General features: G+C 45.8%; 22 protein-coding genes. All 22 read left to right on the forward strand.

Annotated features, from left to right (window positions below):
- Nucleotides 1-2 precede the first annotated feature (2 nt).
- The 22 genes from cpsB (at nt 3) to wzzB (ending at nt 25471) form a co-directional block, all read left to right on the forward strand.
- Nucleotides 3-1439: a mannose-1-phosphate guanyltransferase gene (gene cpsB / locus VSR74_RS15270; protein ID WP_347795502.1), complete on the forward strand. Its 1437-nt coding sequence runs from the start codon at nt 3-5 to the stop codon at nt 1437-1439.
- A gap of 76 nt (nt 1440-1515) precedes the next feature.
- A complete protein-coding gene (gene cpsG, locus VSR74_RS15275; protein ID WP_347795503.1) occupies nt 1516-2886 on the forward strand; it encodes a colanic acid biosynthesis phosphomannomutase CpsG in 1371 nt (456 codons plus the stop codon).
- Between the two features lie 136 nt (nt 2887-3022).
- Complete coding sequence (gene wcaJ / locus VSR74_RS15280) at nt 3023-4417, forward strand: undecaprenyl-phosphate glucose phosphotransferase (RefSeq protein ID WP_347795504.1); 1395 nt, start codon at nt 3023-3025, stop codon at nt 4415-4417.
- 9 nt (nt 4418-4426) lie between these two features.
- On the forward strand, nt 4427-5905 hold the full coding sequence (gene wzxC / locus VSR74_RS15285; RefSeq protein WP_347795505.1) for a colanic acid undecaprenyl disphosphate flippase WzxC: 1479 nt from the start codon (nt 4427-4429) through the stop codon (nt 5903-5905).
- Between the two features lie 15 nt (nt 5906-5920).
- On the forward strand, nt 5921-7201 hold the full coding sequence (gene wcaK, locus VSR74_RS15290) for a colanic acid biosynthesis pyruvyl transferase WcaK (RefSeq protein ID WP_347795506.1): 1281 nt from the start codon (nt 5921-5923) through the stop codon (nt 7199-7201).
- The gene (wcaL, locus tag VSR74_RS15295) at nt 7198-8421 is read left to right on the forward strand and encodes a colanic acid biosynthesis glycosyltransferase WcaL (RefSeq protein WP_347795507.1); all 1224 of its coding nucleotides are present in this window, start codon (nt 7198-7200) and stop codon (nt 8419-8421) included. Before wcaK ends, wcaL begins: the two co-directional genes overlap by 4 nt.
- Nucleotides 8422-8430: 9 nt before the next feature.
- Complete coding sequence (gene wcaM / locus VSR74_RS15300; RefSeq protein ID WP_347795508.1) at nt 8431-9825, forward strand: colanic acid biosynthesis protein WcaM; 1395 nt, start codon at nt 8431-8433, stop codon at nt 9823-9825.
- Nucleotides 9826-9997: 172 nt separating this feature from the next.
- Entirely contained in the window at nt 9998-10993 is a 996-nt protein-coding gene (locus VSR74_RS15305; RefSeq protein WP_347795509.1) for an NAD-dependent epimerase/dehydratase family protein, read from the forward strand.
- A gap of 225 nt (nt 10994-11218) precedes the next feature.
- Nucleotides 11219-12112, forward strand: coding sequence for a GalU regulator GalF (galF, locus tag VSR74_RS15310; protein ID WP_347795618.1), 894 nt, complete (start codon nt 11219-11221; stop codon nt 12110-12112).
- 328 nt (nt 12113-12440) lie between these two features.
- Complete coding sequence (gene rfbB / locus VSR74_RS15315; RefSeq protein ID WP_347795510.1) at nt 12441-13517, forward strand: dTDP-glucose 4,6-dehydratase; 1077 nt, start codon at nt 12441-12443, stop codon at nt 13515-13517.
- Complete coding sequence (gene rfbA, locus VSR74_RS15320) at nt 13514-14401, forward strand: glucose-1-phosphate thymidylyltransferase RfbA (protein ID WP_347795511.1); 888 nt, start codon at nt 13514-13516, stop codon at nt 14399-14401. Before rfbB ends, rfbA begins: the two co-directional genes overlap by 4 nt.
- The gene (locus VSR74_RS15325) at nt 14391-14792 is read left to right on the forward strand and encodes a sugar 3,4-ketoisomerase (RefSeq protein WP_347795512.1); all 402 of its coding nucleotides are present in this window, start codon (nt 14391-14393) and stop codon (nt 14790-14792) included. Before rfbA ends, VSR74_RS15325 begins: the two co-directional genes overlap by 11 nt.
- Nucleotides 14789-15256 carry an acyltransferase gene (locus VSR74_RS15330; protein ID WP_347795513.1) on the forward strand — a complete coding sequence of 156 codons (468 nt, stop codon included), beginning with the start codon at nt 14789-14791 and terminating at the stop codon, nt 15254-15256. The genes VSR74_RS15325 and VSR74_RS15330 overlap by 4 nt, the downstream gene beginning before the upstream one ends.
- Entirely contained in the window at nt 15249-16355 is a 1107-nt protein-coding gene (locus VSR74_RS15335) for a DegT/DnrJ/EryC1/StrS family aminotransferase (RefSeq protein WP_347795514.1), read from the forward strand. The genes VSR74_RS15330 and VSR74_RS15335 overlap by 8 nt, the downstream gene beginning before the upstream one ends.
- The gene (locus tag VSR74_RS15340; RefSeq protein WP_347795515.1) at nt 16352-17599 is read left to right on the forward strand and encodes an O-antigen translocase; all 1248 of its coding nucleotides are present in this window, start codon (nt 16352-16354) and stop codon (nt 17597-17599) included. The genes VSR74_RS15335 and VSR74_RS15340 overlap by 4 nt, the downstream gene beginning before the upstream one ends.
- 32 nt (nt 17600-17631) lie before the next feature.
- Nucleotides 17632-18900: a hypothetical protein gene (locus VSR74_RS15345; RefSeq protein ID WP_347795516.1), complete on the forward strand. Its 1269-nt coding sequence runs from the start codon at nt 17632-17634 to the stop codon at nt 18898-18900.
- Nucleotides 18897-19835: a glycosyltransferase gene (locus tag VSR74_RS15350; RefSeq protein WP_347795517.1), complete on the forward strand. Its 939-nt coding sequence runs from the start codon at nt 18897-18899 to the stop codon at nt 19833-19835. Before VSR74_RS15345 ends, VSR74_RS15350 begins: the two co-directional genes overlap by 4 nt.
- Nucleotide 19836: 1 nt before the next feature.
- Nucleotides 19837-20586, forward strand: coding sequence for a glycosyltransferase family 2 protein (locus VSR74_RS15355; protein WP_347795518.1), 750 nt, complete (start codon nt 19837-19839; stop codon nt 20584-20586).
- Nucleotides 20587-20592: 6 nt separating this feature from the next.
- Nucleotides 20593-21354: a glycosyltransferase family 2 protein gene (locus VSR74_RS15360; protein WP_347795519.1), complete on the forward strand. Its 762-nt coding sequence runs from the start codon at nt 20593-20595 to the stop codon at nt 21352-21354.
- A gap of 159 nt (nt 21355-21513) precedes the next feature.
- Nucleotides 21514-22920 carry an NADP-dependent phosphogluconate dehydrogenase gene (gene gndA, locus VSR74_RS15365; RefSeq protein ID WP_001572820.1) on the forward strand — a complete coding sequence of 469 codons (1407 nt, stop codon included), beginning with the start codon at nt 21514-21516 and terminating at the stop codon, nt 22918-22920.
- Nucleotides 22921-23161: 241 nt separating this feature from the next.
- Nucleotides 23162-24328 carry a UDP-glucose 6-dehydrogenase gene (ugd, locus tag VSR74_RS15370; RefSeq protein WP_347795520.1) on the forward strand — a complete coding sequence of 389 codons (1167 nt, stop codon included), beginning with the start codon at nt 23162-23164 and terminating at the stop codon, nt 24326-24328.
- Nucleotides 24329-24496: 168 nt separating this feature from the next.
- Nucleotides 24497-25471, forward strand: coding sequence for an LPS O-antigen chain length determinant protein WzzB (gene wzzB / locus VSR74_RS15375; protein ID WP_347795619.1), 975 nt, complete (start codon nt 24497-24499; stop codon nt 25469-25471).
- The last annotated feature ends 34 nt before the right edge of the window (nt 25472-25505 follow it).

The raw sequence follows: 25505 nt of genomic DNA on the forward strand, positions 1-25505 counted from the left end.
CGATGAGTCAATCAACACTTTTTCCGGTAGTGATGGCCGGTGGCTCCGGCAGCCGTTTGTGGCCGCTGTCCCGAGTGCTTTATCCCAAACAGTTCCTGTGTCTGAAAGGGGAACTGACCATGTTGCAGGCGACGGTCAACCGCCTGAACGGCGTCCAGTGCGAAAGCCCGGTGGTTATCTGTAATGAACAACACCGCTTTATCGTCGCCGAACAACTGCGCCAGATGAATAAGCTGACCGAAAATATCATTCTCGAACCTGTCGGGCGTAATACCGCGCCCGCCATTGCCCTCGCGGCGCTGGCCGCCGTGCGTCGCGACACCGGGTGTGACCCGCTGATGCTGGTGCTGGCGGCTGACCACGTCATTCAGAATGAAGAGGCGTTCCGCGAGGCGGTACGCAACGCCACGCCTTACGCCGAAAGCGGAAAGCTGGTGACATTTGGTATCGTGCCCGACCTGCCGGAAACCGGCTATGGCTATATTCGCCGTGGCGAGGTGAGCCCCGGTGAAAAAGACGCCGTGGCCTTCGATGTGGCGCAGTTTGTCGAAAAACCCAATCTGGAAACAGCCCAGGCGTATGTCTCCAGCGGTGAATACTACTGGAACAGCGGCATGTTCCTGTTCCGCGCCGGGCGCTTCCTGGAAGAGCTGAAAAAGTATCGCCCGGATATTCTCGAGGCCTGCGAGAAGGCGATGAACGTTACCGACCCGGATCTCGATTTTATTCGCGTTGATGAAGCGGCGTTCCTCGCCTGCCCGGAAGAGTCTGTTGACTACGCGGTGATGGAGCAGACCGCCGATGCGGTGGTGGTGCCGATGGACGCAGGCTGGAGCGATGTGGGCTCCTGGTCCTCGCTGTGGGAAATCAGCAAGCATACGCCGGAAGGCAACGTGCATCACGGTGATGTCATCAGCCATAAAACCGAGAACAGCTACGTCTATGCGGAATCCGGGCTGGTGACGACTGTGGGCGTAAAGGATCTTGTTGTGGTGCAGACCAAAGACGCGGTGCTGATAGCCGATCGCGGTTCGGTGCAGGACGTCAAAAAAGTGGTCGAGCAGATTAAAGCCGATGGTCGTCACGAGCACCATATCCACCGGGAAGTGTATCGCCCGTGGGGGAAATATGACTCGATTGATGAAGGCGAGCGCTATCAGGTGAAACGGATCACCGTTAAGCCGGGCGAAGGGCTGTCGTTGCAGATGCATCATCACCGGGCTGAGCACTGGATTGTGGTCGCGGGCACCGCCAAAGTGACCATCAATGATGAGGTCAAACTGCTGGGTGAAAACGAATCTATTTATATCCCGCTCGGCGCGACCCACAGCCTGGAAAACCCCGGCAAGATCCCGCTCGATTTAATTGAAGTTCGCTCCGGCTCCTATCTGGAAGAGGACGACGTGGTGCGTTTCGCGGATCGTTACGGGCGCGTATAAGCCATCCGCTAATAAAACAATGAAAATATTGGCCATCACAGGCCAGGGCTCACTGTTGCCTGAAGAAGGGTAAAACATGAAAAAATTAACCTGTTTCAAAGCCTATGATATTCGCGGCAAATTAGGCGAAGAGCTGAATGAAGATATTGCGTGGCGTATTGGCCGCGCCTATGGCGAGTTTTTGCAGCCGAAAACCATTGTGCTGGGCGGCGATGTGCGTCTGACCAGCGAAGCGTTGAAGCTGGCGCTGGCGCGTGGCCTGCGCGATGCGGGCGTTGATGTACTTGATATCGGCCTTTCCGGCACCGAAGAGATCTATTTTGCCACTTTCCACCTCGGTATTGACGGCGGTATCGAAGTGACTGCCAGTCATAATCCGATGGATTACAACGGTATGAAGCTGGTGCGTGAAGGCGCGCGTCCGATCAGCGGCGACACCGGCCTGCGCGATGTGCAGCGCCTGGCTGAAGCCAATGATTTCCCGCCGGTAGAGGAATCAAAGCGCGGCAGCTACCAGAGAATCGACCTGCGTGATGCCTATATTGACCATCTGTTGCAGTACATCAACGTGAAAAACCTGACGCCGCTCAAGCTTGTGATCAACGCTGGTAACGGCGCAGCAGGGCCGGTGATCGATGCGCTGGAAGCTCGCTTTAAGACGCTGAACGTGCCGGTGACGCTGATTAAAGTGCACAACACCCCGGACGGCAATTTCCCCAACGGTATTCCCAACCCGCTGTTACCTGAATGCCGCGATGACACTCGCAACGCGGTGATTGAACACGGTGCGGATATGGGCATCGCTTTTGACGGCGATTTTGACCGCTGCTTCCTGTTCGATGAAAGCGGCCAGTTTATTGAGGGCTACTACATTGTCGGCCTGCTGGCGGAAGCGTTCCTGGAGAAAAATCCGGGCGCCAAAATTATCCACGACCCGCGTCTTTCCTGGAACACGGTCGATGTGGTGACGGCGGCGGGCGGCACGCCGGTGATGTCAAAAACCGGTCACGCTTTTATCAAAGAGCGCATGCGCAAAGACGACGCCATTTATGGCGGGGAGATGAGCGCCCATCACTACTTCCGCGATTTTGCCTACTGCGACAGTGGAATGATCCCGTGGCTGCTGGTGAGTGAACTGCTGTGCCTGAAAGGAAAATCGCTGGGTGAACTGGTGCGTGACCGCATGGCGGCCTTCCCGGCAAGCGGGGAGATCAACAGCAAGCTGGCAGAGCCTGCCCGCGCGATTGCCCGTGTCGAACAGCATTTTGCCCACGAGGCGCTGGAGATCGACCGTACCGATGGTATCAGCCTGGCGTTTGCCGACTGGCGCTTTAATCTGCGCTCATCCAATACCGAACCGGTGGTGCGTTTGAACGTGGAGTCTCGCGGCGATACGTCGCTGATGCAGGCGCGAACGCAGGATATTCTGGCGCTGCTTAAGCAGTAAGGGCACTCCCTCACCCCGCCCTCTCCCCCAGGGAGAGGGAGAAAACCGCACACACTTAACCCATGGCGCGATCGGTTCCCTCTTCCTGAGGGAGAGGGTTAGGGTGAGGGTGACTGTCGATGAAAAAGGAACAACGATGACGACTCTAAAAAAGCGCGAACGAGCCAAAACGAATGCATCGTTAATCTCAATGGTGCAGCGTTTTTCTGATATCACCATTATGCTTGGCGGGCTATGGCTGGTGTGTAAGGCCGCCGCTTTGCCATTTCTTTATCTCCATCTGCTGATGGCGCTGGTGACGCTGGTCGTTTTCCAGATGATTGGCGGTATTACTGATTTCTATCGTTCATGGCGCGGTGTGCGCATTACAACCGAACTGTTGCTGTTATTGCAAAACTGGACTCTGAGCCTGGTGTTCAGCGCCGGGTTGCTGGCATTTGATGATGATTTCAGCACCCATGTTAGCGTCTGGCTCGCCTGGTATCTGCTGTCAAGCTGCGGCATGTTAGCCAGCCGGGCGTTTATTCGTTATGGGGCGGGGGTGCTGCGTAATCACGGTTATAACACCCGTTATGTCGCCGTTGCGGGCGATCTCCCGCAGGGGCAGGCACTGCTGGAGAGCTTCCGTAATCAGCCCTGGCTGGGTTATGACGTGGTCGGAACCTATCACGATGCTAAACCGGGGGGCGTTAGCGCCGACTGGGCGGGGAATATTCAGCAACTGCTGGATGATGCGCGAGCGGGAAAAATCCATAACGTCTATATCGCGATGTCGATGCAGGAAGAGCGCCTGATTAAAAAGCTGATGCGCGAACTGGCGGATACCACCTGCTCGGTGCTGATTATCCCGGACGTCTTCACCTTTAATATTCTCCATTCCCGCATCGAAGAAGTGAACGGTGTGCCGGTGGTACCGCTGTATGACACGCCGCTTTCTGGCGTTAACCGCATCATCAAACGGCTGGAAGATATCGTGCTGGCCAGCATGATCCTGCTGCTGATTTCCCCCGCGCTGTGCTGTATCGCTCTGGCGGTGAAACTGACCTCCGCCGGCCCCGTCATTTTTCGTCAGACCCGGTATGGCATGGACGGTAAGCCTATCAAAGTGTGGAAATTCCGCTCCATGAAAGTCATGGAAAACGATGCGGTGGTGACGCAGGCCACGCAGAACGATCCGCGCGTTACGCCGGTGGGCAACTTTCTGCGCCGCACCTCGCTCGATGAACTGCCGCAGTTTATCAACGTGCTGACCGGCGGCATGTCGATTGTCGGCCCACGTCCCCATGCGGTGGCGCATAACGAACAGTATCGTCAGTTAATCGAAGGCTACATGCTGCGCCACAAAGTGAAACCGGGCATTACCGGTTGGGCTCAGATTAACGGCTGGCGCGGCGAGACGGATACGCTGGAAAAAATGGAAAAACGCGTTGAGTTCGACCTGGAATACATTCGCGAATGGAGCCTGTGGTTCGATATCAAAATTGTTTTCCTGACGGTGTTCAAAGGCTTCGTCAGCAAAACGGCGTATTGAGGAACGGGTATGAGCCTGAGAGAAAAAACCATCAGCGGCGCGAAGTGGTCGGCGCTGGCCACCGTCATCATTATCGGCCTTGGGCTGGTGCAGATGACAGTGCTGGCGCGCATTATCGATAATCACCAGTTTGGTCTGTTGACCGTTTCACTGGTGATTATTGCGCTGGCCGATACGCTGTCCGATTTTGGTATCGCCAACTCAATTATTCAGCGCAAAGAGATTAGTCACCTCGAACTGACCACCCTGTACTGGTTGAATGTTGGGCTTGGCGTGGTGGTGTGCGCGGCGGTTTTTGCCCTGAGCGGTGCCATTGCGGATGTGTTGCATAACCCGGATTTACGGCCGCTGATGCAGACCCTGTCACTGGCGTTTATTGTTATCCCCCATGGGCAGCAGTTCCGCGCGCTGATGCAAAAAGAGCTGGAGTTCAACAAGATTGGCCTGATTGAAACCAGCTCGGTGCTGGCGGGGTTCACCTTCACGGTGGTGTCGGCGCACTTCTGGCCGCTGGCGATGACCGCGATCCTTGGTTATCTGGTCAACAGCGCGGTTCGCACTCTGCTGTTTGGCTATTTCGGCCGTAAAATTTATCGACCGGGGCTGCATTTCTCACTGAAGAGCGTGTCGTCTAATCTGCGTTTTGGCGCATGGCTGACGGCAGACAGCGTCATCAACTATGTGAACACCAACCTCTCAACGCTGGTGCTGGCACGTATTCTCGGCGCCGGCGTAGCGGGGGGCTACAACCTGGCCTACAACGTGGCGGTGGTACCGCCGATGAAGCTCAACCCGATAATCACCCGCGTGCTGTTCCCGGCGTTCGCCAAAATTCAGGACGACACCAGCAAGCTGCGGGTGAACTTCTACAAGCTGCTTTCCGTGGTGGGTATTATCAACTTCCCGGCGCTGCTGGGGCTGATGGTGGTGAGCAACAACTTTGTGCCGCTGGTGTTTGGCGACAAGTGGGCGAGCATTATTCCGGTGCTGCAACTGCTGTGCGTAGTGGGCCTGCTGCGTTCGGTCGGTAACCCGATAGGCTCGCTGCTGATGGCGAAGGCGCGCGTCGATATTAGCTTTAAATTCAACGTATTTAAAACCTGTCTGTTTATTCCGGCGATCATCGTCGGCGGCCAGTTGGGCGGCGCTATTGGCGTTACGCTGGGCTTCCTGCTGGTGCAGATTATCAACACCATTCTGAGCTATTTCGTGCTGATTAAACCCATTCTGGGCTCCAGCTACCGTGAATATATTCTCAGCCTGTGGCTGCCGTTTTATCTCTCCCTTCCAACGCTCGTGATGAGCTATGGCCTGGGGTGGGTGCTGCGCGGTCATTTGTCGCTGGCACTGCTGCTGGCGGTGCAGATTGCCGCAGGCGTACTGGCATTTGGCGCGATGATTGTGCTCTCCCGCCACCCGCTGGTGGTGGAGATGAAGCGTCAGCTCTGCCGTAACGAGAAAATGAAAACGCTGCTTCGCGCAGGCTAATTTTTTGAGGTCATTATGAAATTATTGATTCTTGGCAACCACACCTGCGGCAACCGTGGCGATAGCGCCATTCTGCGCGGGCTTTTAGATGCCATCAACACGCTCTCGCCTGATGCTGAAGTGGATGTGATGAGCCGCTACCCGGTGAGCTCCTCCTGGCTATTGAATCGCCCGGTGATGGGCGACCCGCTCTATTTGCAGATGAAAGAACACAACAACGCGCCGGGAATGGTCGGGCGAGTAAAAAAAGTGCTGCGCCGACGCTACCAGCACCAGGTGTTGCTCTCTCGCGTCACCGATAGCGGCAAGCTGCGCAATATCGCCATAGCCCAGGGCTTTACCGATTTTGTGCGCCTGCTGTCAGGGTATGACGCGATTATTCAGGTCGGGGGCTCTTTCTTCGTTGATTTATATGGCGTGACCCAGTTTGAGCATGCGCTCTGTACCTTTATGGCGAAAAAACCGATTTACATGGTTGGCCATAGCGTCGGCCCATTCCAGGCGCCAGCGTTTAATCAGATGGCGAACTACGTTTTTGGCCACTGCGACGCGCTGTTCCTGCGTGAGTCCGTCAGTCTCGACCTGATGAAACGCAGCGATATCGACACTTCCAAAGTTGAAAAGGGTGTCGATACGGCCTGGCTTGTGGATCATCACGATGCGAGCTTCGAGGCAAGTTATGCCGTTGCGCACTGGCTTAATATCGCGAAACAGCAGAATACCGTCGCGATTACTCTGCGCGAACTGGCACCGTTCGACAAGCGCCTCGGCACCACGCAGGAAGCCTATGAAAAAGCTTTTGCGGGCGTGGTAAACCGCATTATCGCCAGCGGCTGGCAGGTGATGGCGTTGTCTACCTGTACGGGTATCGATAGCTACAACAAAGATGACCGCATGGTGGCACTTAACCTGCGTAAATATATTCAGGATCCGTCGCGCTACCACGTGGTGATGGACGAACTCAACGATCTGGAAATGGGCAAACTGCTGGGCGCCTGCGACCTGACGGTCGGTACGCGTCTTCACTCGGCGATCATCTCGATGAACTTCGGTACACCGGCCATTGCGATTAACTACGAACACAAATCAGCAGGCATTATGCAGCAGCTTGGCATGCCAGAGATGGCAGTGGATATTCGCCATCTGCTCAACGGCGATCTGGAAGCGATGGCGGCAGATACGCTGGGCCAGCTTTCCACGCTGGTACCACGCCTGAATGAAGCGGTGGCGCGCGAACGCGCGGCGGGGCTTGCGATGGTCGAGTCGGTATTAACGCGTATCGGGGAGGGGAAATGAAGGTTGGGTTCTTCTTACTGAAATTTCCGCTCTCGTCTGAGACCTTCGTGCTTAACCAGATTGTGGCTTTTATCGAAATGGGTCACGATGTGGAGATTATCGCCCTGCAAAAGGGTGATATGACCAATACCCATGCGGCATATACCCAGTACAACCTGGCGGAGAAAACCCGCTGGTTGCAGGATGAACCTTCAGGCGCCGGGGCAAAATTTCGCTATCGCGCCGTTAGCACCCTGCGTGGATTACATCGCCCGGCCACCTGGCAGGCGCTGAATATGAAGCGCTATGGTCATGAGGCGCGCAATCTGATCCTCTCCGCCATTTGTGGCAATAACGCACGGCCATTCAGCGCGGACGTGTTTATCGCTCACTTCGGGCCGGCAGGCGTAACCGCCGCGAAATTGCGCGAGTTAGGCGTTATTCGCGGTAAAATTGCCACCGTCTTTCACGGCATCGATATCTCCAGCCGGGACGTGCTGAACCACTACACCCCGGAGTACCAACAACTGTTCCACCGCGGCGATCTGATGCTGCCCATCAGTGATTTATGGGCAAAACGCTTGCAGGGAATGGGCTGCCCGAGGGCAAAAATCGTCGTCTCAAGAATGGGCGTGAATATGGAACGTTTCGCCCTGCGCCCAACCAAAGCGCCCGGTGAGACCCTGCAAATTATCTCCGTCGCCCGCCTGACCGAGAAAAAAGGGCTGCATGTAGCGATAGAAGCCTGCCGCCAGCTTAAAGAGCGCGGTGTGGCATTTCATTATCGCATCCTCGGCATTGGCCCGTGGGAACGACGCCTGCGGACGCTTATCGAACAGTATCAACTGGAGGGCTACGTGGAGATGCCAGGCTTCAAGCCCAGCCACGAGGTCAAAGCGATGCTGGATGAGGCGGATATTTTTCTGCTCCCCTCTATTACTGGCGCGGATGGCGATATGGAAGGCATCCCTGTCGCGCTGATGGAAGCGATGGCGGTCGGTATTCCGGTGCTGTCGACCGAACACAGCGGCATTCCTGAACTGATTGAGGCAAATGCCTCCGGCTGGCTGGTGGCTGAAAACGATGCCCCGGCGCTGGCGGGGAAATTGAGCGAACTGCGCCATCTCGATGAACAGACGCTGCGCCCGGTGCTCAGGCGTGCCCGCGAAAAAGTCGAAACCGATTTCAACCAGCAGGTGATCAACCGTCAGCTTGCCAGCCTGCTGCAAACCCTTTGCTAATGAGGTTGCATGGATAAACAACGTATCTCCCGACGAAATTTCTTAACGGCAGGCTCTGCCCTTGCCGCGACATCCCTGCTACATAGCCCCGGCGCGTTTGCGCTGGGGCGCAATACCTCCGTCGATATTCGTAATTATCTGGTGGGAGGGGACTGGATACGCGCATTCCGCCAGGCTTTCGCTGATGCTGACATTATAGAAGTGCCGAAAGGCGTGGTTTGCGACAATATCAATACCGGCATTATTATGCCGCCAGGAAAAACGTTACAGGTTAATGGTGCCCTGAAAGGTAGTGGTCGGGGACGTTTCGCGCTACAGGACGGCTGCAAAGTGGTGGGGCAGGGGAGCCTCAACAATATTATGCTCGATGTGCGTGGTTCTGACTGCACGATTGAAGGTCTGACGATGAGCGGATATGGCCCGGTAACGCAGATTTATATCGGTGGTAAACAAAAGCGGATGATGCGTAATTTAACCATTACCGGTATCACCGTCACGAAAGCAAACTACGGTATCCTGCGGCAGGGATTTCATAATCAACTCGATGGCGTGAAAATCACTGACAGTCAGTTTAGCTATCTGCAGGGAGACGCAATTGAGTGGAACGTCGCGATTAACGACAAGAATATCCTGATATCCGATCACGTTATCGACCATATCGACTGTACCAATGGAAAGACGAACTGGGGGATTGGTATTGGCCTGGCAGGAAGCACTTACGATAACGACTACCCGGAGCACCAGGCGGTAAAGAACTTTGTCGTCGCCAATATAACCGGCAGCCATTGCCGCCAGTTGGTGCATGTGGAAAACGGAAAACACTTTATTATCCGTAATATCAAAGCCAGAAATATCACCCCGGCATACAGCAAAAAAGCGGGAATTGATAACGCAACGGTAGCAATATATGGATGTGATAACTTCGTTATTGATAATGTCGACATGGTTAATAGCGCGGGTATGTTAATTGGCTATGGTGTTATCAAAGGGAAATATCTGTCGATACCGCAGAATTTCAGAGTAAATAATGTGCGGATGGATAATCGCCAATTAACGCAAAAGCTGCGGGGGATACAGATCTCATCGGGCAATGCGCCGTCGTTTGTGTCGCTCACTAACCTCGACCTACAGCAAGCATCTCTTGAACTTCACAACAAGCCACAGCATCTTTTTCTGCGTAATATCAACATTATACAGGATGCAACAAGAGGGCCTGCTTTGACATTAAATTTCGATCTGAGAAAAGATGTTCGTGGCAAGTTCATGGCGCGAAAAGATACACTTCTTTCGTTAGCCTCAGTCAATGCAACAAATGAAAAAGGTGAGCAATCAGTTGATATTGACCTTTTAGATCAGGAGGTTATAAATTCGGAGCGTCTAAATTTTGCGCTACCTAAGAGATGACTATTGGGCATGCCGACATGCCTAAGTCCATCTGGATGCCTGCCAATTTCTTACTGGATATCGCGTGCCAAAAGCTTATAATCCGTCATGAGCGTTGTGTCCACCGGCGATAGTCTCTCCCCAGGGATGGTATCTATCTACATTCATATAGCATCAAACTTATTAAATGATTATGAACAACAAAGTTTGCTTTATTGGCGCATCTGGTTTCGTAGGAACTCGACTCATCGAGACAGCTAAAAACGAGTTTTCAATAAAGAATCTCGATAAGCAACAAAGTCACTTCCATCCTGAAATCACTGAACTTGGTGATGTTCGTAATCAGGAGTCTCTGGACGCTGCATTGACCGGTTACGATACTGTTGTACTGCTTGCTGCAGAGCACCGTGATGATGTCAGCCCTGTTTCGCTCTACTACGATGTCAATGTACAGGGCACAAAAAATGTGCTTGCTGCAATGGAAAAAAATGGTGTCAAAAACATCATCTTTACTAGTTCTGTCGCAGTGTATGGTTTGAACAAGACTAACCCAGACGAAAATCATCCTCACGCTCCTTTTAACCACTATGGTAAAAGCAAGTGGCAGGCTGAGGAAGTTTTACGCGAATGGTTTAATAAGTCACCAACCGATCGTTCCCTGACAATCGTTCGTCCAACCGTTATCTTTGGTGAGCGTAACCGCGGCAATGTCTATAATTTACTGAAACAAATCGCAGGTGGTAAGTTTGCGATGGTTGGTGCTGGGACAAACTATAAATCAATGGCTTATGTTGGCAATATTGTCGAGTTCATAAAATACAAGCTGCTGAATGTGAATGCTGGTTATGAAGTTTACAACTACGTTGACAAGCCAGATCTGAGCATGAACGAACTCGTTTCAGAAGTTGAAAAAAGCCTTAATAAAAAGATTCCGTCCACCCATTTGCCTTATGCATTGGGGATGTTGGGTGGATATTGCTTCGATATCCTGAGCAAGGTCACGGGCAAAAAATTTGCGATCAGCTCTGTACGTGTTAAAAAATTCTGTGCAACTACGCAGTTCGATGCTTCGAAAGTCCATTCATCTGGTTTTGTCGCGCCGTATTCACTCTCTCAAGGTTTGGATCGCACGCTTAAGTACGAGTTCGTTCACGATAAGAAGGACGATATCACTTTCGTTAGCGAGTAATTCCCCGAAAATTTGCAGTGTTGCGAAAATTCGGAAAGAGGACGTGAAAATCGCTCGATGAAGACACTTTCCGAATCTTCTGAGACTACATAGCGAGATGATGAAGTGTAGTAGTAAAATTCGTGTCCCAGATGCTTTTGGGCACTCAAGGATAAGCGAAGGAAATGCTGACTATCACATTGTGAAAGTCTATACTTCATCAACTACTTATAGGTGGACGATATTATAATGAACTTGAAAGCAGTTATCCCGGTAGCAGGATTGGGCATGCACATGCTGCCAGCCACTAAAGCGATTCCTAAAGAAATGCTACCGATTGTAGATAAGCCGATGATTCAGTATATCGTCGACGAAATCGTCGCCGCGGGCATCAAAGAGATCGTTCTCGTTACGCATGCTTCGAAGAATGCTGTGGAAAACCACTTCGACACCTCCTACGAACTGGAAGCCCTGCTGGAGCAACGCGTTAAACGTCAGCTACTGGCGGAAGTTCAGTCTATTTGCCCACCGGGCGTAACCATCATGAACGTGCGTCAGGCACAGCCGCTGGGCCTCGGGCATTCAATTTTATGTGCACGCCCAATCGTTGGAGATAATCCGTTTGTGGTTGTGCTGCCTGATATCATTCTTGACGGGGCGACCGCTGATCCACTGCGTTATAATCTTGCTGCAATGGTGGCACGTTTCAACGAAACGGGGCGTAGCCAGGTGCTGGCGAAACGTATGCCGGGCGATCTCTCTGAATACTCCGTTATCCAGACCAAAGAGCCGCTGACAGTCGAAGGTAAGGTGAGCCGTATCGTTGAGTTCATCGAAAAACCGGATCAACCGCAAACCCTGGATTCCGACTTGATGGCCGTGGGACGCTATGTTCTTTCTGCTGATATCTGGGCCGAACTGGAAAAAACCGCGCCGGGTGCCTGGGGGCGTATTCAGTTGACGGATGCTATCGCCGAGCTGGCGAAAAAACAGTCCGTTGACGCGATGCTGATGAGCGGCGACAGCTACGACTGCGGTAAGAAAATGGGATATATGCAGGCGTTTGTCCAGTACGGGCTTCGTAACCTGAAAGAAGGGGCGAAGTTCCGTAAAGGGATTGAAAAGTTGCTTGACAACTAAAATTTTTGATTGATCAAGGCATTAGATTGTCTTGACCATACTTGGTAAACACTCAGTTGTAGGTTTTATAGTGAACTATTGCTTATGTTTAATAATTTGGCTCGTATGATTTAGATTAGTTTACCTGTACAACGATTCTCTTGAAAAAGAGAATCGTTGTACAGCTTGTGACAGTAGAATCTAAATTTTGTGCCACATGCATGCATTTAAAACTGTTTTTCTAGTGCACTGGTAGCTGTAGAGCCAGGGGCGGTAGCGTGAGTTTTACTCATCAATTAAACCATTTTTCAGGTGCTCAAAGTAAGTTTTAATAAAGCGGAATAGAAGCGTGAAAATACTTGTTACTGGTGGAGCAGGATTTATTGGGTCTGCTTTAGTACGACACATCATAAACAATACTGAAGATTCAGTTGTGAATGTTGATAAATTAACCTACGCGGGAAATTTAGATTCACTTAGCGAGGTTTCTAACAGTTCTAGGTATCACTTTGAACAAGCAGATATTTGTGATGCAGGTTCACTCAATGCTATTTTTGAACATCATAAGCCTGATGTGGTAATGCATCTGGCCGCAGAAAGCCATGTCGATCGTTCGATCACTGGTCCTGCAGCGTTCATTCAAACAAACATAGTGGGAACATATGTTTTGTTGGAATCTGCGCGAGCGTACTGGTCACAACTATATGAAGAAAAAAAAATGAAATTTCGGTTTCATCACATCTCAACCGATGAAGTCTATGGAGATCTTCTTCATCCTGATGATAGTCAAGAAAGAACTAATCTTCCTTTATTCACAGAGTCTACGGCATATTCACCTAGTAGCCCTTATTCCGCGTCAAAAGCATCTAGCGATCACCTTGTCAGGTCTTGGATGAGAACTTATGGTCTACCAACAATCGTAACTAATTGTTCAAATAACTATGGACCTTATCATTTTCCCGAAAAACTGATTCCTCTCGTAATAATAAATGCTTTACAAGGGATGGAGTTACCAATTTATGGTAAAGGCGATCAGATCCGAGATTGGCTGTATGTAGAGGATCATGCTAACGCCTTATATACAGTAGTTAATTATGGTAAGATTGGAAGTACCTACAATATCGGCGGACATAACGAAAAACGTAATCTAGAAGTAGTCGAGACAATTTGTGACATACTGGATGAACTGGTTCCAAAAGAAAAATCTTATCGAGAGCAAATTACTTTTGTAGCAGATCGACCTGGACATGATCGTCGTTACGCTATAAATGCGGATAAGATTGAAGCAGAGCTGATGTGGAAACCCAAAGAGACGTTCGAGAGTGGTATTAAAAAAACAATCCAGTGGTATTTAAATAATAAACCGTGGTATACACGAGTACAAAATGGAAGCTATTGGCGTGAGCAAGAGAGGATAGTTAAATGAAAGGAATTATATTGGCTGGTGGTTCTGGCACTAGACTCTATCCGATTACTTTGGGTATCTCGAAGCAATTGTTGCCTATATATGATAAGCCAATGATTTATTACCCTTTATCGGTACTTATGCTAGCAGGCATAAATGAGATACTAATTATTACAACTCCAGAAGATCAGGCAGGATTTATACGCATATTAGGTAATGGCAGCCATTTAGGAGTCAGTATTGAATATGCAGTTCAACCATCACCTGATGGATTAGCCCAGGCATTTATTATTGGTGAAAAATTCATTGGCAAAGATTCAGTGTGTTTGGTTCTGGGGGATAATATATTTTATGGCCAAGGTTTCACACCCAAACTTAAATCTGCGGCAATTGGTGTTAGAGGAGCAACAGTATTTGGTTATCAGGTAATGGATCCTGAAAGATTTGGTGTTGTAGAATTTGATAAAAACCATACTGCAATCAGTATTGAAGAGAAGCCTACGGAACCGAAATCCAGTTGGGCTGTCACCGGACTTTATTTTTACGATAATACAGTTATAGATGTAGCAAAGCAAATACAACCATCAGCACGAGGTGAGTTAGAAATAACATCAATAAATGAATTCTACTTATCTAAAGGCTTATTGAGGGTTGAATTGCTTGGACGCGGCTTTGCATGGTTGGATACAGGTACTCATGACAGTCTTATTGAAGCTAGTAGCTTCGTTGAAACTGTGCAAAAACGTCAAGGGATGATGGTGGCCTGCCCAGAAGAAATTGCATGGAGAAATGGATGGGTATCAGACGAAGAGTTAGCTTTGAGAGGTGAACTGTTAAAGAAAAATGATTATGGAAAATACCTCTTCAAATTATTAAACGGTCTCAGAGGCAATAATGAATATTAATATTATACCATTACAAACACATGGTGATGATAGAGGTAATCTCGTATCGCTTGAAGAAACCAATAATATCCCATTCTCAATTAAACGTGTGTACTACATGTATGACACTAGAAATGACACGCGTAGAGGATTCCATGCTCATAAAAAACTTAAGCAATTAGTAATTGCTTTAAAAGGAACATGTCGATTTGTATTAGACGATGGAAAGGAAAGGGTGGAAGTTGTATTAGATAACCCAGCACAAGGTTTATTGCTTGATTCATTAATCTGGAGAGAGATGTATGATTTCTCAGACGATTGTGTTTTGGTAGTATTAGCTGACTCCCACTATGATGAAAACGATTATATTCGTAATTATGATGATTTTTTAAAATTGGTTTCCGAACTATGATGATTCATGAATTAAGTGATGTTAAAAGCACTCAGATTGGTGATGGAACAAGAATATGGCAATATGCAGTCATCATGCCGGGAGCCATTATTGGTCGAGATTGTAATATTTGTGCTCATAGCCTAATTGAAAATAAAGTTATTTTAGGCGATAGAGTGACTGTAAAAAGTGGTGTATTCTTATGGGACGAAATTACTGTCCATGACGATGTGTTTATTGGCCCAAATGCGACTTTTTGTAATGATAAATATCCAAAATCAAAACACTATCCTTCCGAATATACCAAGATTATAATTGAAAGTAGGGCTTCAATAGGCGCTAATGCTACCATTCTCCCGGGGATCACTATTGGCGAGGGAGCTATGGTCGGTGCAGGGGCGGTAGTTACAAAGGATGTTGAACCGTATACTTTAGTTTTTGGTAATCCAGCTATTTTCATTAAAAGAGTTAACAAAGATGATTGAGTTTCTAAATTTAAAAAAAATCAATTCTCGATTAAGTTCAGAGATTGAAGTTGCATGCAAGCGTGTCATTGAATCCGGCTGGTATATTCTCGGAGAAGAGCTGAAAAATTTTGAAAAAGATTTTGCTGCATACTGTAATGTTAAACATGTAATTGGTGTTGCTAATGGATTAGATGCATTGAACTTAGTATTAAAGGCATGGAAACTTCAGGGTAAACTTAAAGATGGTGATGGTGTAATTGTCCCTGCTAATACATATATTGCTTCTGTGCTGGCCATATCAGAGAATAATTTAATACCAATCTTTTGTGAACCAGATCCATATACATTCAATATAAATGTAACATCTATTGAGTCTGTTTATGATACGAGAGTGAAGGCCATTTTACCGGTCCATCTCTATGGGCAGATCTGTGAAATGGCTGAAATAGTAAAATTTGCGGAAAAAAATAATCTTTTAATTTTGGAAGATGCTGCGCAATCTCATGGTAGTTCTTTGAATGGTATTAAAGCCGGGGCCTGGGGACACGCTGCTGGTTTCTCGTTTTACCCAGGTAAAAACCTAGGTGCTATGGGGGATGCTGGTGCGATAGCAACTAACGATGATGAATTAGCTGATGCTTTGATGGCGCTGCGAAATTATGGTTCCAAAGAGAAATATAAAAATATCTATGTGGGTGTTAATAGTCGTTTAGATGAAATACAAGCTGCCATACTTAGTGTAAAATTAAAATATCTTGACGAGGACACAAAGCGTAGGCGTGAGATTGCAAATAGATATTTAGATGAAATTACTAATAGTTTTGTAACCCTGCCTTCAATAAAAGGCGGAGAAAATGCGCATGTTTGGCATTTATTTGTTATTAAGACGAAGCACAGGTCTCTTTTGCAACAGCATCTTCAGACTAATGGGATTAGTACTTTAATACACTACCCATTACCTCCTCATAAGCAGGAAGCGTATGCTGAATATAATACGTTTAAATTCCCTGTTACCGAGGAAATTCATGAGCAAGTACTTTCAATACCGATGGACCCTACTTTAGAGAAGCAACAAATTGATAAAGTAATTACTGCAATAAATGAATTTAAGCCATGAGGAAGATAGTAAGCGTTTCCTTTTTCACTGGATTGTTGACTCTTTTCAAAATGGGGGCTGGGTTTGCAATTGGTAAAGTTGTTGCTATATATGCCGGCCCTGGAGGCTTGGCAGTAATAGGACAGTTGCAAGGAATTGCTAGTATATTAACAGGAATAACAAACTCCCCTGTAGGCCCAGGCATTGTAAAATATACCTCCGAAAAAAGTGCTCAAGGTATATCGATGTGTGCATATTGGTGGCGAGCAGGGCTTGTTTGGCTGTTAGCATTATGTAGTATTATTATCCCCCTAACTGTAATGTTTTCCGAAGATATATCCATGTATCTTTTTTCAGAAAGCAAATACAAGAATTTTATTATAGTAATTTCGTTGTTATTACCTTTAAGTGGGATAGGTACATTTATAACTTCTGTCATAAATGGTTTTCAGCATTACAAGCAATATATAGCTATAGGTTTTGCATCCGTATTCGTCTCAAGTCTGGTAATGATTGTACTAACATTTAAGTTAGGGATTTTAGGTGCGTTGATTGCAACCTCAATACAGTTGGGAGTAATTGGAGTTGTTATAATATTTTTGTCATTAAAGCAGAGATGGCTAAAAGTGACTTTGCTATGGGGACGGATTGAAAAACATCATTTTATTGATATAAAAAATTATGTGCTCATGGCGTTAGTTAGTGCGTTTGCTTTACCTGCAGCCTTAGTATTTATTCGGAAAATAATGATAGCCGATTGTGGCTGGCAAGATACGGGAGAATGGCAGGCGGTTTGGAAAATATCTGAAGCCTACCTTGCTATAATTACTATGGCTTTAGCTACTTATTATCTCCCGACCATTTCAAAGCTTACAGACAAAAAATTAATTGAAAAGGAAGTAAGAAATAATTTGATGTTTGTTTTCCCGCTTGTAGTCTTAATGGCGATTATAATATTTATTCTAAAAGATATTATCATACAGGTACTGTTTACCGAAGAATTTAAAGAGGCTAGACGTCTTTTTTTAATTCAGTTAGTGGGTGATGTAATAAAAGTGCTTGCATGGCTATATTCGTACGTACTACTCGCAAAAGGTATGACTAAGCTATTTATAGTAATTGAGCTTTCATTCGCTTTCATTTTTGTTTTGGTTTCTTACTTGTGCATACATTATTATGGAATAGAGGGGGCCAACTATGCTTATGCTGCCACGTATATTTTATATTTTGTTGCGGTTAGATTTGGTTTTAATAAATATGTTTAAAAAATACGCGAGCATATATTAAGGAACTTTTAATGCTGTATTTTTATGGTGTTTTTGCTTTTTTTTCATTAGTTGTAATAAGTCTAATTATAATAAGGCTAATAAAAAAACAACCGGTTGAATATCATGCGTATCTTGTATACACGCTTTTGTTTGGCACTTTAAGTGGTGTAATTTTTGCTCCTTTTTTTCTGACCGTCAGCCCTCGATTTGAAGGGATTTCCTTACAAACTTCAATCTTAATAACTTTGTTTACAGTATATTCGATACTTATTTTACTAGTCCCGTTTATATTTAGTCGTAAAAGCAATACCAGAAATAATGGAATTGATATTCGTGAGAAAACTGTAGTGACTGTACTATTTGTATTGTCGCTATGCTATCTTGTCTTACGCATGATCGCATTCTATAAGTTGACACCTCTTTTTGCAGCATTGCAAGGTGATCTTTTGCAGGCGGCAAGACTCAGGCAAATGACGCAGTTAAAAGAGAACAATATCGATTTTCCATATATCGGTGCTGTATTCAAAAGCTTTTCTATTGTTTGCGTTTACTACTATTTCATCATCTTTCTAAGATTCAGAATCTGCATTATACAATTTATTATCGCCTTTATGGCCTGTGCAATATCACTCACTTTAGATTTGCAAAAAGCACCTGTTTTTCTAATGTTAATTAATATGTTGTTGATTTATGTATATTATCACAAGGTTAACATAAAGGTATTGGCCTTTAGTATTATATTGATTGCTGGATTAACTTTGTGTGTAGTGTTCATCACTGGAAGTGATAATCCTTTTGATTCATTCGTAAGTATTTTTGATCGTGTCATATTTGGGCAAAATCAAGGGATGTATTACATGCTAGAATTCCTTTCGCCTACTACTGATGGATTTTTTTATAACTTCTATTTTTCCTCTCTAGATAGTGTAGCTATTCTACCACCTAATATACGAGTGATTGATTTCATTCCATACTATTGGGGGAATGCAACGTTAGTGAATGTTAATACGTTTATCGTTGGTGATGCATGGTCTTTCTTTGGTTGGGCAGGAATGATCGTTTCGCCTATCATTTGCGCATTAATATTTTGGCTTCAAATGTATTGTTTTGAGCGAATGAAAAAATATGGACATATTTTATTTACGAGTCTTGCGATCTCTTTCTTTTCTTTTTATCCAGTAAATCGTTCTCTTGCTGAGATTTTAACATTGAAATACTTTCTGCATTATATTTGTTTTGCTATGATACCAATTTTTATCATTATGGCCGCTCTTAATGTATTGGCGGTTAAAAGATGAATGATATGACTTGTACTTTTATTATTATTAGTTTTAATCAAGCAGATACTATCCGAGAGTCAATACAATCTGCGATTGAGCAGGACTGCGATAATTTTCGTTTAGTAATTTGTGACGATGGGAGTACAGATGGTACGAACATAATTATCCGAGAAGTATTGAAGCAAAATATTAAGGATAATATTGAGGTAATCTTTCTTGAAAATAAGGTAAATATAGGTATTGTTGGTAACTTTAATAGGGCATTACAATATGTAGTGGGTGATTTTTTTATTACTCAAGCTGGTGATGATATATCACTAGCTAACAGAGTTTCCGTCACTAAAAGAATTTTTGATAACAATGAGGTGTCTGCTTGTTTTAGCGCAACGTATGATATTGATGATGCTGGGAACAGCCTGGGTAGTGATTATGGATACACTATCAATAAAAGAAATATGAGGTTAGGTGGTATATCTATTACAAGTTGCCTCTATGATGAGGCTGGTGTGCTTGGCGCTTCGGCCGCATATCGTACCAAGTTGATCTCCGATTTTTCTCTGGCGGTAGTTGCTTTTAGCGAAGATAAGTCTCTTAGTCTTCGTGGTGCGCTTATCGGTAAAGTTATCTTTTATGAGGAGCCTTTAGTCAAATACAGACGTACTTCTGGAGTTACAATCTCTGGTAGAAAATGTTTGAAAATGTATGCTCGATTAATGTACCGTCGTTCCAGATATTTTAAATCTATCACGCGGGATGGTTATTTTTTAAAAAGTAAATTTAATAGTAAAAAAGCAAAATCAAAAATATTGAAACTTCGTAAGTCATGTGTTTTCTCACATTTGTTACTTAAGAAAAAAATAAATGCGTTTACTTTTATTTTTTATTGCTTCAAAAGTAAATTATATAATAAAGTTATTTTGAGGGCGGCTTACTATTATACTAAGGGAAAATAATGTGAAGCTTACGATTCTGATATCCACTTTAGCTAGCAGAGTTTACGGGCTAAAGAGCGTACTCGACTCGGTAGACATTGCGTGTTATACAATAATTATTGTTCAAGGACATTGTGATGGTGATATAAAAAAATATTTACAATCCCTTTCAAAATCATATGGATCCAGAATATTATATAGTAACACTGTTGGTGTCACCTCGAGTCGAAATATTGGTATCAATTCTTGTACCACACCTTATGCTTTATTCTGTGATGACGATATACAATATGTTCCAGGTTCTTTGGCAAAGGTAATTTCCTCTTTTGAAGAAAACCCAGATGCCGCCTTTCTTACATATAACGTCATAGATGAAAATGGTATTAATCTGAAGCAATATCCTCAAACTGTTATCAGACACTCAAAATTTAGTATAATGAAGGTCGGGACTATTGAGGTCGCGGTTAATATGGACATATGCCGGGGTGTAAATTTCCCTGAGGATATGGGTGCAGGGAAGAAGTTATATTGTTGTGATGAGCCAGTATATTTATCCAATATAATAAATAAGTTAAAAGATAAAAAAAATGCTGGATATCATGTTCCTTTGACATTATGCATTCATCCCCGTATTTCCTCAGGTAAGTCCTTGAAGTCACGGTATGCATTACTGACTAGATGGATATGTTTTAAAAGAGTTTATCCCTTTTATCAAGCACCTATAGTTTTTATTGCTTTTTGTGTAAAAAACTTCCGTAAAATATTTTTGTGAGATTTTATGCGACTTAGACCTCTTGTTTCAATTATCATGCCTTCTTATAATAGTTCAAAGACAATTAGACGCAGTATTGATTCGATAATTGCACAATCGTATGATAACTGGGAGTTGCTTGTTACTGATGATAAATCTTCTGACGATACGCTTTCACTCCTGAAAAATTATGCTGAAATGGACGAAAGAATTAAAGTATTTGTACTTAATGAAAATGGAGGCGCAGGAGTAGCAAGGAATAACTCAATATATCATGCAAGTGGAAGATATATTGCTTTTTTGGATAGTGACGATGAATGGCATCCAAAAAAACTGCAAAAGCAGATAAAGTTTATGCTTGACAATAAGTATGCATTGACTTATACCGCGTATCGGAAAATTGACGGTAATAATAATCTTAAGGGGAGTATCTATCCTCCAATGCGTACGTGTTATTCCGATCTACTTAAGTCGAATGTAATCGGTTGTTTAACAGCTATATACGATACGGAACTTCTTGGGAAAATATATATGCCAGTCATCCGCAAACGACAAGACATGGCTCTGTGGTTACTAATTTTAGAAAAAATAGACTATGCCTGGTGCCTTAATGATGTACTTGCGTATTACAGAGAGGGGCATGAATCTCTCTCGTCGAACAAGTTAAAAATTCTTAAGTCCCAATGGGGGTTTTATCGAGACTATCTTAAATATAGTCTATTTAAATCTGCTTATTATTTTAGTTTTTACTTGGTGAAAGCCTATAAAAAGCATAATAAAACGAAATAAAATTTGCTCAATTAACGCTCATCTTGCTCTTCTACGCCATGTCAACACTGAAATATAAGCACATTTATTGACTACACACGTTTGTTATTCTTGGGTTAATATCTCAATACATTTTAGCCACGGCATAACCGTGGTGACCACACCTGACAGGAGTACATAATGTCTAAGCAACAGATCGGCGTAGTCGGTATGGCAGTGATGGGGCGCAACCTGGCGCTCAACATCGAAAGCCGTGGTTATACCGTCTCCATCTTTAACCGCTCCCGTGAAAAAACTGAAGAAGTTGTTGCCGAAAATCCAGGCAAAAAACTGGTTCCTTACTACACGGTACAGGAGTTCGTCGAATCTCTTGAAACACCTCGTCGTATCCTGTTGATGGTGAAAGCAGGCGCAGGCACTGATGCCGCGATTGATTCCCTGAAACCGTATCTCGATAAAGGCGACATCATCATTGATGGTGGTAACACCTTCTTCCAGGACACTATTCGTCGTAACCGTGAGCTGTCTGCTGAAGGTTTCAACTTCATCGGTACCGGTGTTTCCGGTGGTGAAGAGGGCGCTCTGAAAGGCCCATCCATTATGCCTGGTGGTCAGAAAGAAGCCTATGAACTGGTTGCCCCAATTCTGACCAAAATTGCTGCGGTTGCAGAAGATGGTGAGCCGTGCGTGACCTACATTGGTGCTGATGGTGCTGGCCATTATGTGAAAATGGTTCACAACGGTATCGAATACGGCGATATGCAGCTGATCGCAGAAGCGTACTCTCTGCTGAAAGGTGGCCTGAACCTGTCAAACGACGAGTTGGCGAAAACCTTCACCGAGTGGAACGAAGGCGAGCTGAGTAGCTACCTGATCGACATCACCAAAGACATCTTCACCAAAAAAGATGAAGACGGTAACTACCTGGTGGATGTGATCCTGGATGAAGCGGCAAACAAAGGTACCGGTAAGTGGACCAGCCAGAGCTCTCTGGATCTCGGCGAACCGCTGTCTCTGATCACCGAGTCCGTATTTGCGCGTTACATCTCCTCTCTGAAAGATCAGCGTGTTGCTGCCTCTAAAGTGCTTTCTGGCCCGAAAGCGGAGCTGGCTGGCGACAAAGCAGCTTTCGTTGAGAAAGTACGCCGTGCGCTGTACCTCGGTAAAATCGTTTCTTACGCGCAGGGCTTCTCTCAGCTTCGTGCCGCGTCTGATGAATACAACTGGGATCTGAACTACGGTGAAATCGCTAAGATCTTCCGTGCCGGTTGTATCATTCGTGCGCAATTCCTGCAGAAAATTACTGATGCCTATGCGGAAAATGCGGGCATTGCTAACCTGCTCCTGGCGCCGTACTTTAAAAATATCGCTGATGAGTATCAGCAGGCATTGCGTGACGTGGTTGCCTACGCTGTACAAAATGGTATCCCGGTTCCGACATTTGGCGCAGCGGTTGCCTATTACGACAGCTACCGTTCAGCGGTGTTGCCGGCTAACCTGATTCAGGCTCAGCGTGACTACTTCGGTGCGCATACGTATAAGCGTACTGATAAAGAAGGTGTATTCCATACCGAATGGTTGGATTAGTCTGATTTGATGGTCAACTAAAATTTAAGCCCGGGACATTCTTCCGGGCTTTTTTATTACTAAATATGGGGCGTTCACCGCGCAAACGTGTAATTTAATCAGTTTACAGGCTACGGATTTCGACCTTTCTGACCGACACATTTCTTGACAGCCTGGAGATATAAGGGTTAAAAAAACCCGGTATTGTATTTTATGTCGGTGAGTCATCCCGCAAACGTTTAACTAATAGAAGTCAGAGCTAATGAAAATAACGATTTCAGGAACAGGTTATGTAGGTCTCTCGAACGGCATTCTGATTGCGCAAAATCATGAAGTGGTTGCTCTTGATATCGTGCAGGCTAAAGTTGATATGCTTAATCAGAAGCGTTCTCCTATCGTCGATAAAGAGATTGAAGAGTATCTGGCAACGAAAGATCTCAACTTTCGTGCAACCACTGATAAGCATGATGCCTATCAGAATGCTGACTATGTCATAATTGCGACACCGACTGATTATGATCCTAAAACTAATTATTTCAATACTTCTAGTGTAGAGTCCGTCATTCGTGATGTTACTGATATTAACCCCCATGCTGTAATGATCATTAAATCGACCATTCCCGTTGGGTTTACACAGTCGATAAAAGAGAAACTGGGAATCAAGAATCTCATTTTTTCACCAGAATTCTTACGTGAAGGTAAAGCCCTTTACGATAACCTCCATCCGTCCAGAATTGTTATCGGGGAGCGTTCTGACCGCGCCGAAAAATTCGCCTCACTGCTACAGCAAGGTGCAATCAAGCAGAATATTCCTACATTATTTACTGATTCTACTGAAGCGGAAGCTATTAAGCTTTTTGCCAACACTTACCTTGCGATGCGCGTCGCTTACTTCAATGAATTAGATAGTTACGCTGAAACGCTGGGGCTGAACTCTCGTCAGATAATCGAAGGTGTATGCCTCGACCCGCGTATTGGCAATCACTATAACAACCCGTCATTTGGCTACGGCGGCTATTGCCTGCCGAAAGATACTAAGCAGTTGCTGGCCAACTACCAGTCGGTACCAAACAACATTATCTCGGCAATTGTTGACGCTAACCGCACGAGAAAAGATTTCGTGGCCGATGCCATTCTGGCGCGGAAGCCGAAAGTTGTTGGTATCTATCGGCTGATCATGAAAAGCGGTTCCGATAACTTCCGTGCGTCCTCCGTACAGGGCATTATGAAACGCCTGAAGGCGAAGGGGATAACGGTGATTGTGTACGAACCGGTGATGAAAGAAGATGAGTTCTTCAACTCTCGGGTGGTGCGTGACCTTGATGCGTTCAAACAGGAGGTGGATGTTATCGTCTCCAACAGGATGGCGGAAGAGTTAGCAGATGTTGCTGAGAAAGTTTACACCCGCGATCTTTTTGGCAACGATTAACTAAAATTATTGACAATCTGAATGCCTTCGCAACTGGCATTCAGACTTTTTACTGATTCTTTTCAGGTTTCTCTGTTTTTGGTGAAAATCCTATAGAAATTCCGGATGCGGTAGGTAAACTTGTGCCTTCGTGGGGTTTTTGTTTGGATGTCACATAAGGTTTTTATGATTCAAGATAATAATAATGGGCGTAGCGGGTATGACAGGGAGTCGGAGCAGATCGACCTCATCGATCTGTTAATGCAGCTCTGGCGTGGCAAGTTGACTATCATCGTGTGTGTTATCATCGCAATAGCAATTGCTCTGGCTTATGTCTTTTTGGCGAAAGAGAAGTGGACTTCAACCGCGACTATCACGCGCCCCGATGCGGCACAGATTGCGACCTACCACAATGCCGTAAATACCCTGGATTCATCGGTAACCTTGTCTGATGTTCAAAACCAGGTCATTAACCGCTTTAATTCTGCTTTTATCGCTTTGACAGAAGCGCTGGATAATCAGGAAGAACCTGAAAAACTGACTATTGAGCCAGCGGTTAAGGGCCAGTCTCTGCCTCTAACTGTAACTTACGTCAGTGACTCCGCCCAATCCGCCCAGCGTGGCATTGCCGAATACATCCAGAAAATCGACGAGCAAATCGCGGACGAGCTGGAGCTTGACCTTAATGACACCGTCAAATTACGTGTGATGAACATTAAGGACGACCTGGAAAACCAGGAAACCGTTGCTCAGGAACAAAAAGACCTGCGTATTAAGCAGATCACCGAATCCCTGAAATATGCGCAAAAAAGTAACGTCACTAAACCGCAGCTTCAGCAGACGCAAGATGTGACCCAGGAGACCATGTTCCTGCTGGGCACTGAAGCACTGGGCTCAATGGTTGCCAATGAAGCCAGCCGTCCGCTGACTTTTGGCGCAGGTTACTACGCGCTGAAGAAAAATCTGCTCGATATCGAAAAGCTGAAAGTTGACCCGAAAACTATCCACGTCTATCGCTACGTGATGAAGCCAACGTTGCCAATCCGTCGCGACAGCCCGAAACGTGGCCTGACGCTGGTTCTGGCTGTGCTGCTGGGCGGGATGATTGGCGCTGGTGTTGTGCTGGGCCGCAACGCGCTGCGTAACTATAAAGCCAAAGCATAACGCTTACGCCAGATAAGAAAAAACCGGGCTCGCC

Origin of the sequence: Pseudocitrobacter cyperus, from assembly GCF_039889165.1 — a bacterium.
Lineage (GTDB): Bacteria > Pseudomonadota > Gammaproteobacteria > Enterobacterales > Enterobacteriaceae > Pseudocitrobacter > Pseudocitrobacter cyperus.

Bases quoted from the DNA above. Each gene is read 5' to 3' on its own strand.
- VSR74_RS15350 (WP_347795517.1), top strand. From the start codon at position 18,897: ATGAATGATATGACTTGTACTTTTATTATTATTAGTTTTAATCAAGCA.
- VSR74_RS15345 (WP_347795516.1), top strand. From the start codon at position 17,632: ATGCTGTATTTTTATGGTGTTTTTGCTTTTTTTTCATTAGTTGTAATA.
- VSR74_RS15340 (WP_347795515.1), top strand. From the start codon at position 16,352: ATGAGGAAGATAGTAAGCGTTTCCTTTTTCACTGGATTGTTGACTCTT.
- cpsG (WP_347795503.1), top strand. From the start codon at position 1,516: ATGAAAAAATTAACCTGTTTCAAAGCCTATGATATTCGCGGCAAATTA.
- wzxC (WP_347795505.1), top strand. From the start codon at position 4,427: ATGAGCCTGAGAGAAAAAACCATCAGCGGCGCGAAGTGGTCGGCGCTG.
- VSR74_RS15325 (WP_347795512.1), top strand. From the start codon at position 14,391: ATGAATATTAATATTATACCATTACAAACACATGGTGATGATAGAGGT.
- gndA (WP_001572820.1), top strand. From the start codon at position 21,514: ATGTCTAAGCAACAGATCGGCGTAGTCGGTATGGCAGTGATGGGGCGC.
- VSR74_RS15360 (WP_347795519.1), top strand. From the start codon at position 20,593: ATGCGACTTAGACCTCTTGTTTCAATTATCATGCCTTCTTATAATAGT.
- rfbA (WP_347795511.1), top strand. From the start codon at position 13,514: ATGAAAGGAATTATATTGGCTGGTGGTTCTGGCACTAGACTCTATCCG.
- VSR74_RS15335 (WP_347795514.1), top strand. From the start codon at position 15,249: ATGATTGAGTTTCTAAATTTAAAAAAAATCAATTCTCGATTAAGTTCA.
- VSR74_RS15330 (WP_347795513.1), top strand. From the start codon at position 14,789: ATGATGATTCATGAATTAAGTGATGTTAAAAGCACTCAGATTGGTGAT.
- cpsB (WP_347795502.1), top strand. From the start codon at position 3: ATGAGTCAATCAACACTTTTTCCGGTAGTGATGGCCGGTGGCTCCGGC.
- wcaJ (WP_347795504.1), top strand. From the start codon at position 3,023: ATGACGACTCTAAAAAAGCGCGAACGAGCCAAAACGAATGCATCGTTA.
- wcaK (WP_347795506.1), top strand. From the start codon at position 5,921: ATGAAATTATTGATTCTTGGCAACCACACCTGCGGCAACCGTGGCGAT.
- wcaM (WP_347795508.1), top strand. From the start codon at position 8,431: ATGGATAAACAACGTATCTCCCGACGAAATTTCTTAACGGCAGGCTCT.
- VSR74_RS15305 (WP_347795509.1), top strand. From the start codon at position 9,998: ATGAACAACAAAGTTTGCTTTATTGGCGCATCTGGTTTCGTAGGAACT.
- wcaL (WP_347795507.1), top strand. From the start codon at position 7,198: ATGAAGGTTGGGTTCTTCTTACTGAAATTTCCGCTCTCGTCTGAGACC.
- ugd (WP_347795520.1), top strand. From the start codon at position 23,162: ATGAAAATAACGATTTCAGGAACAGGTTATGTAGGTCTCTCGAACGGC.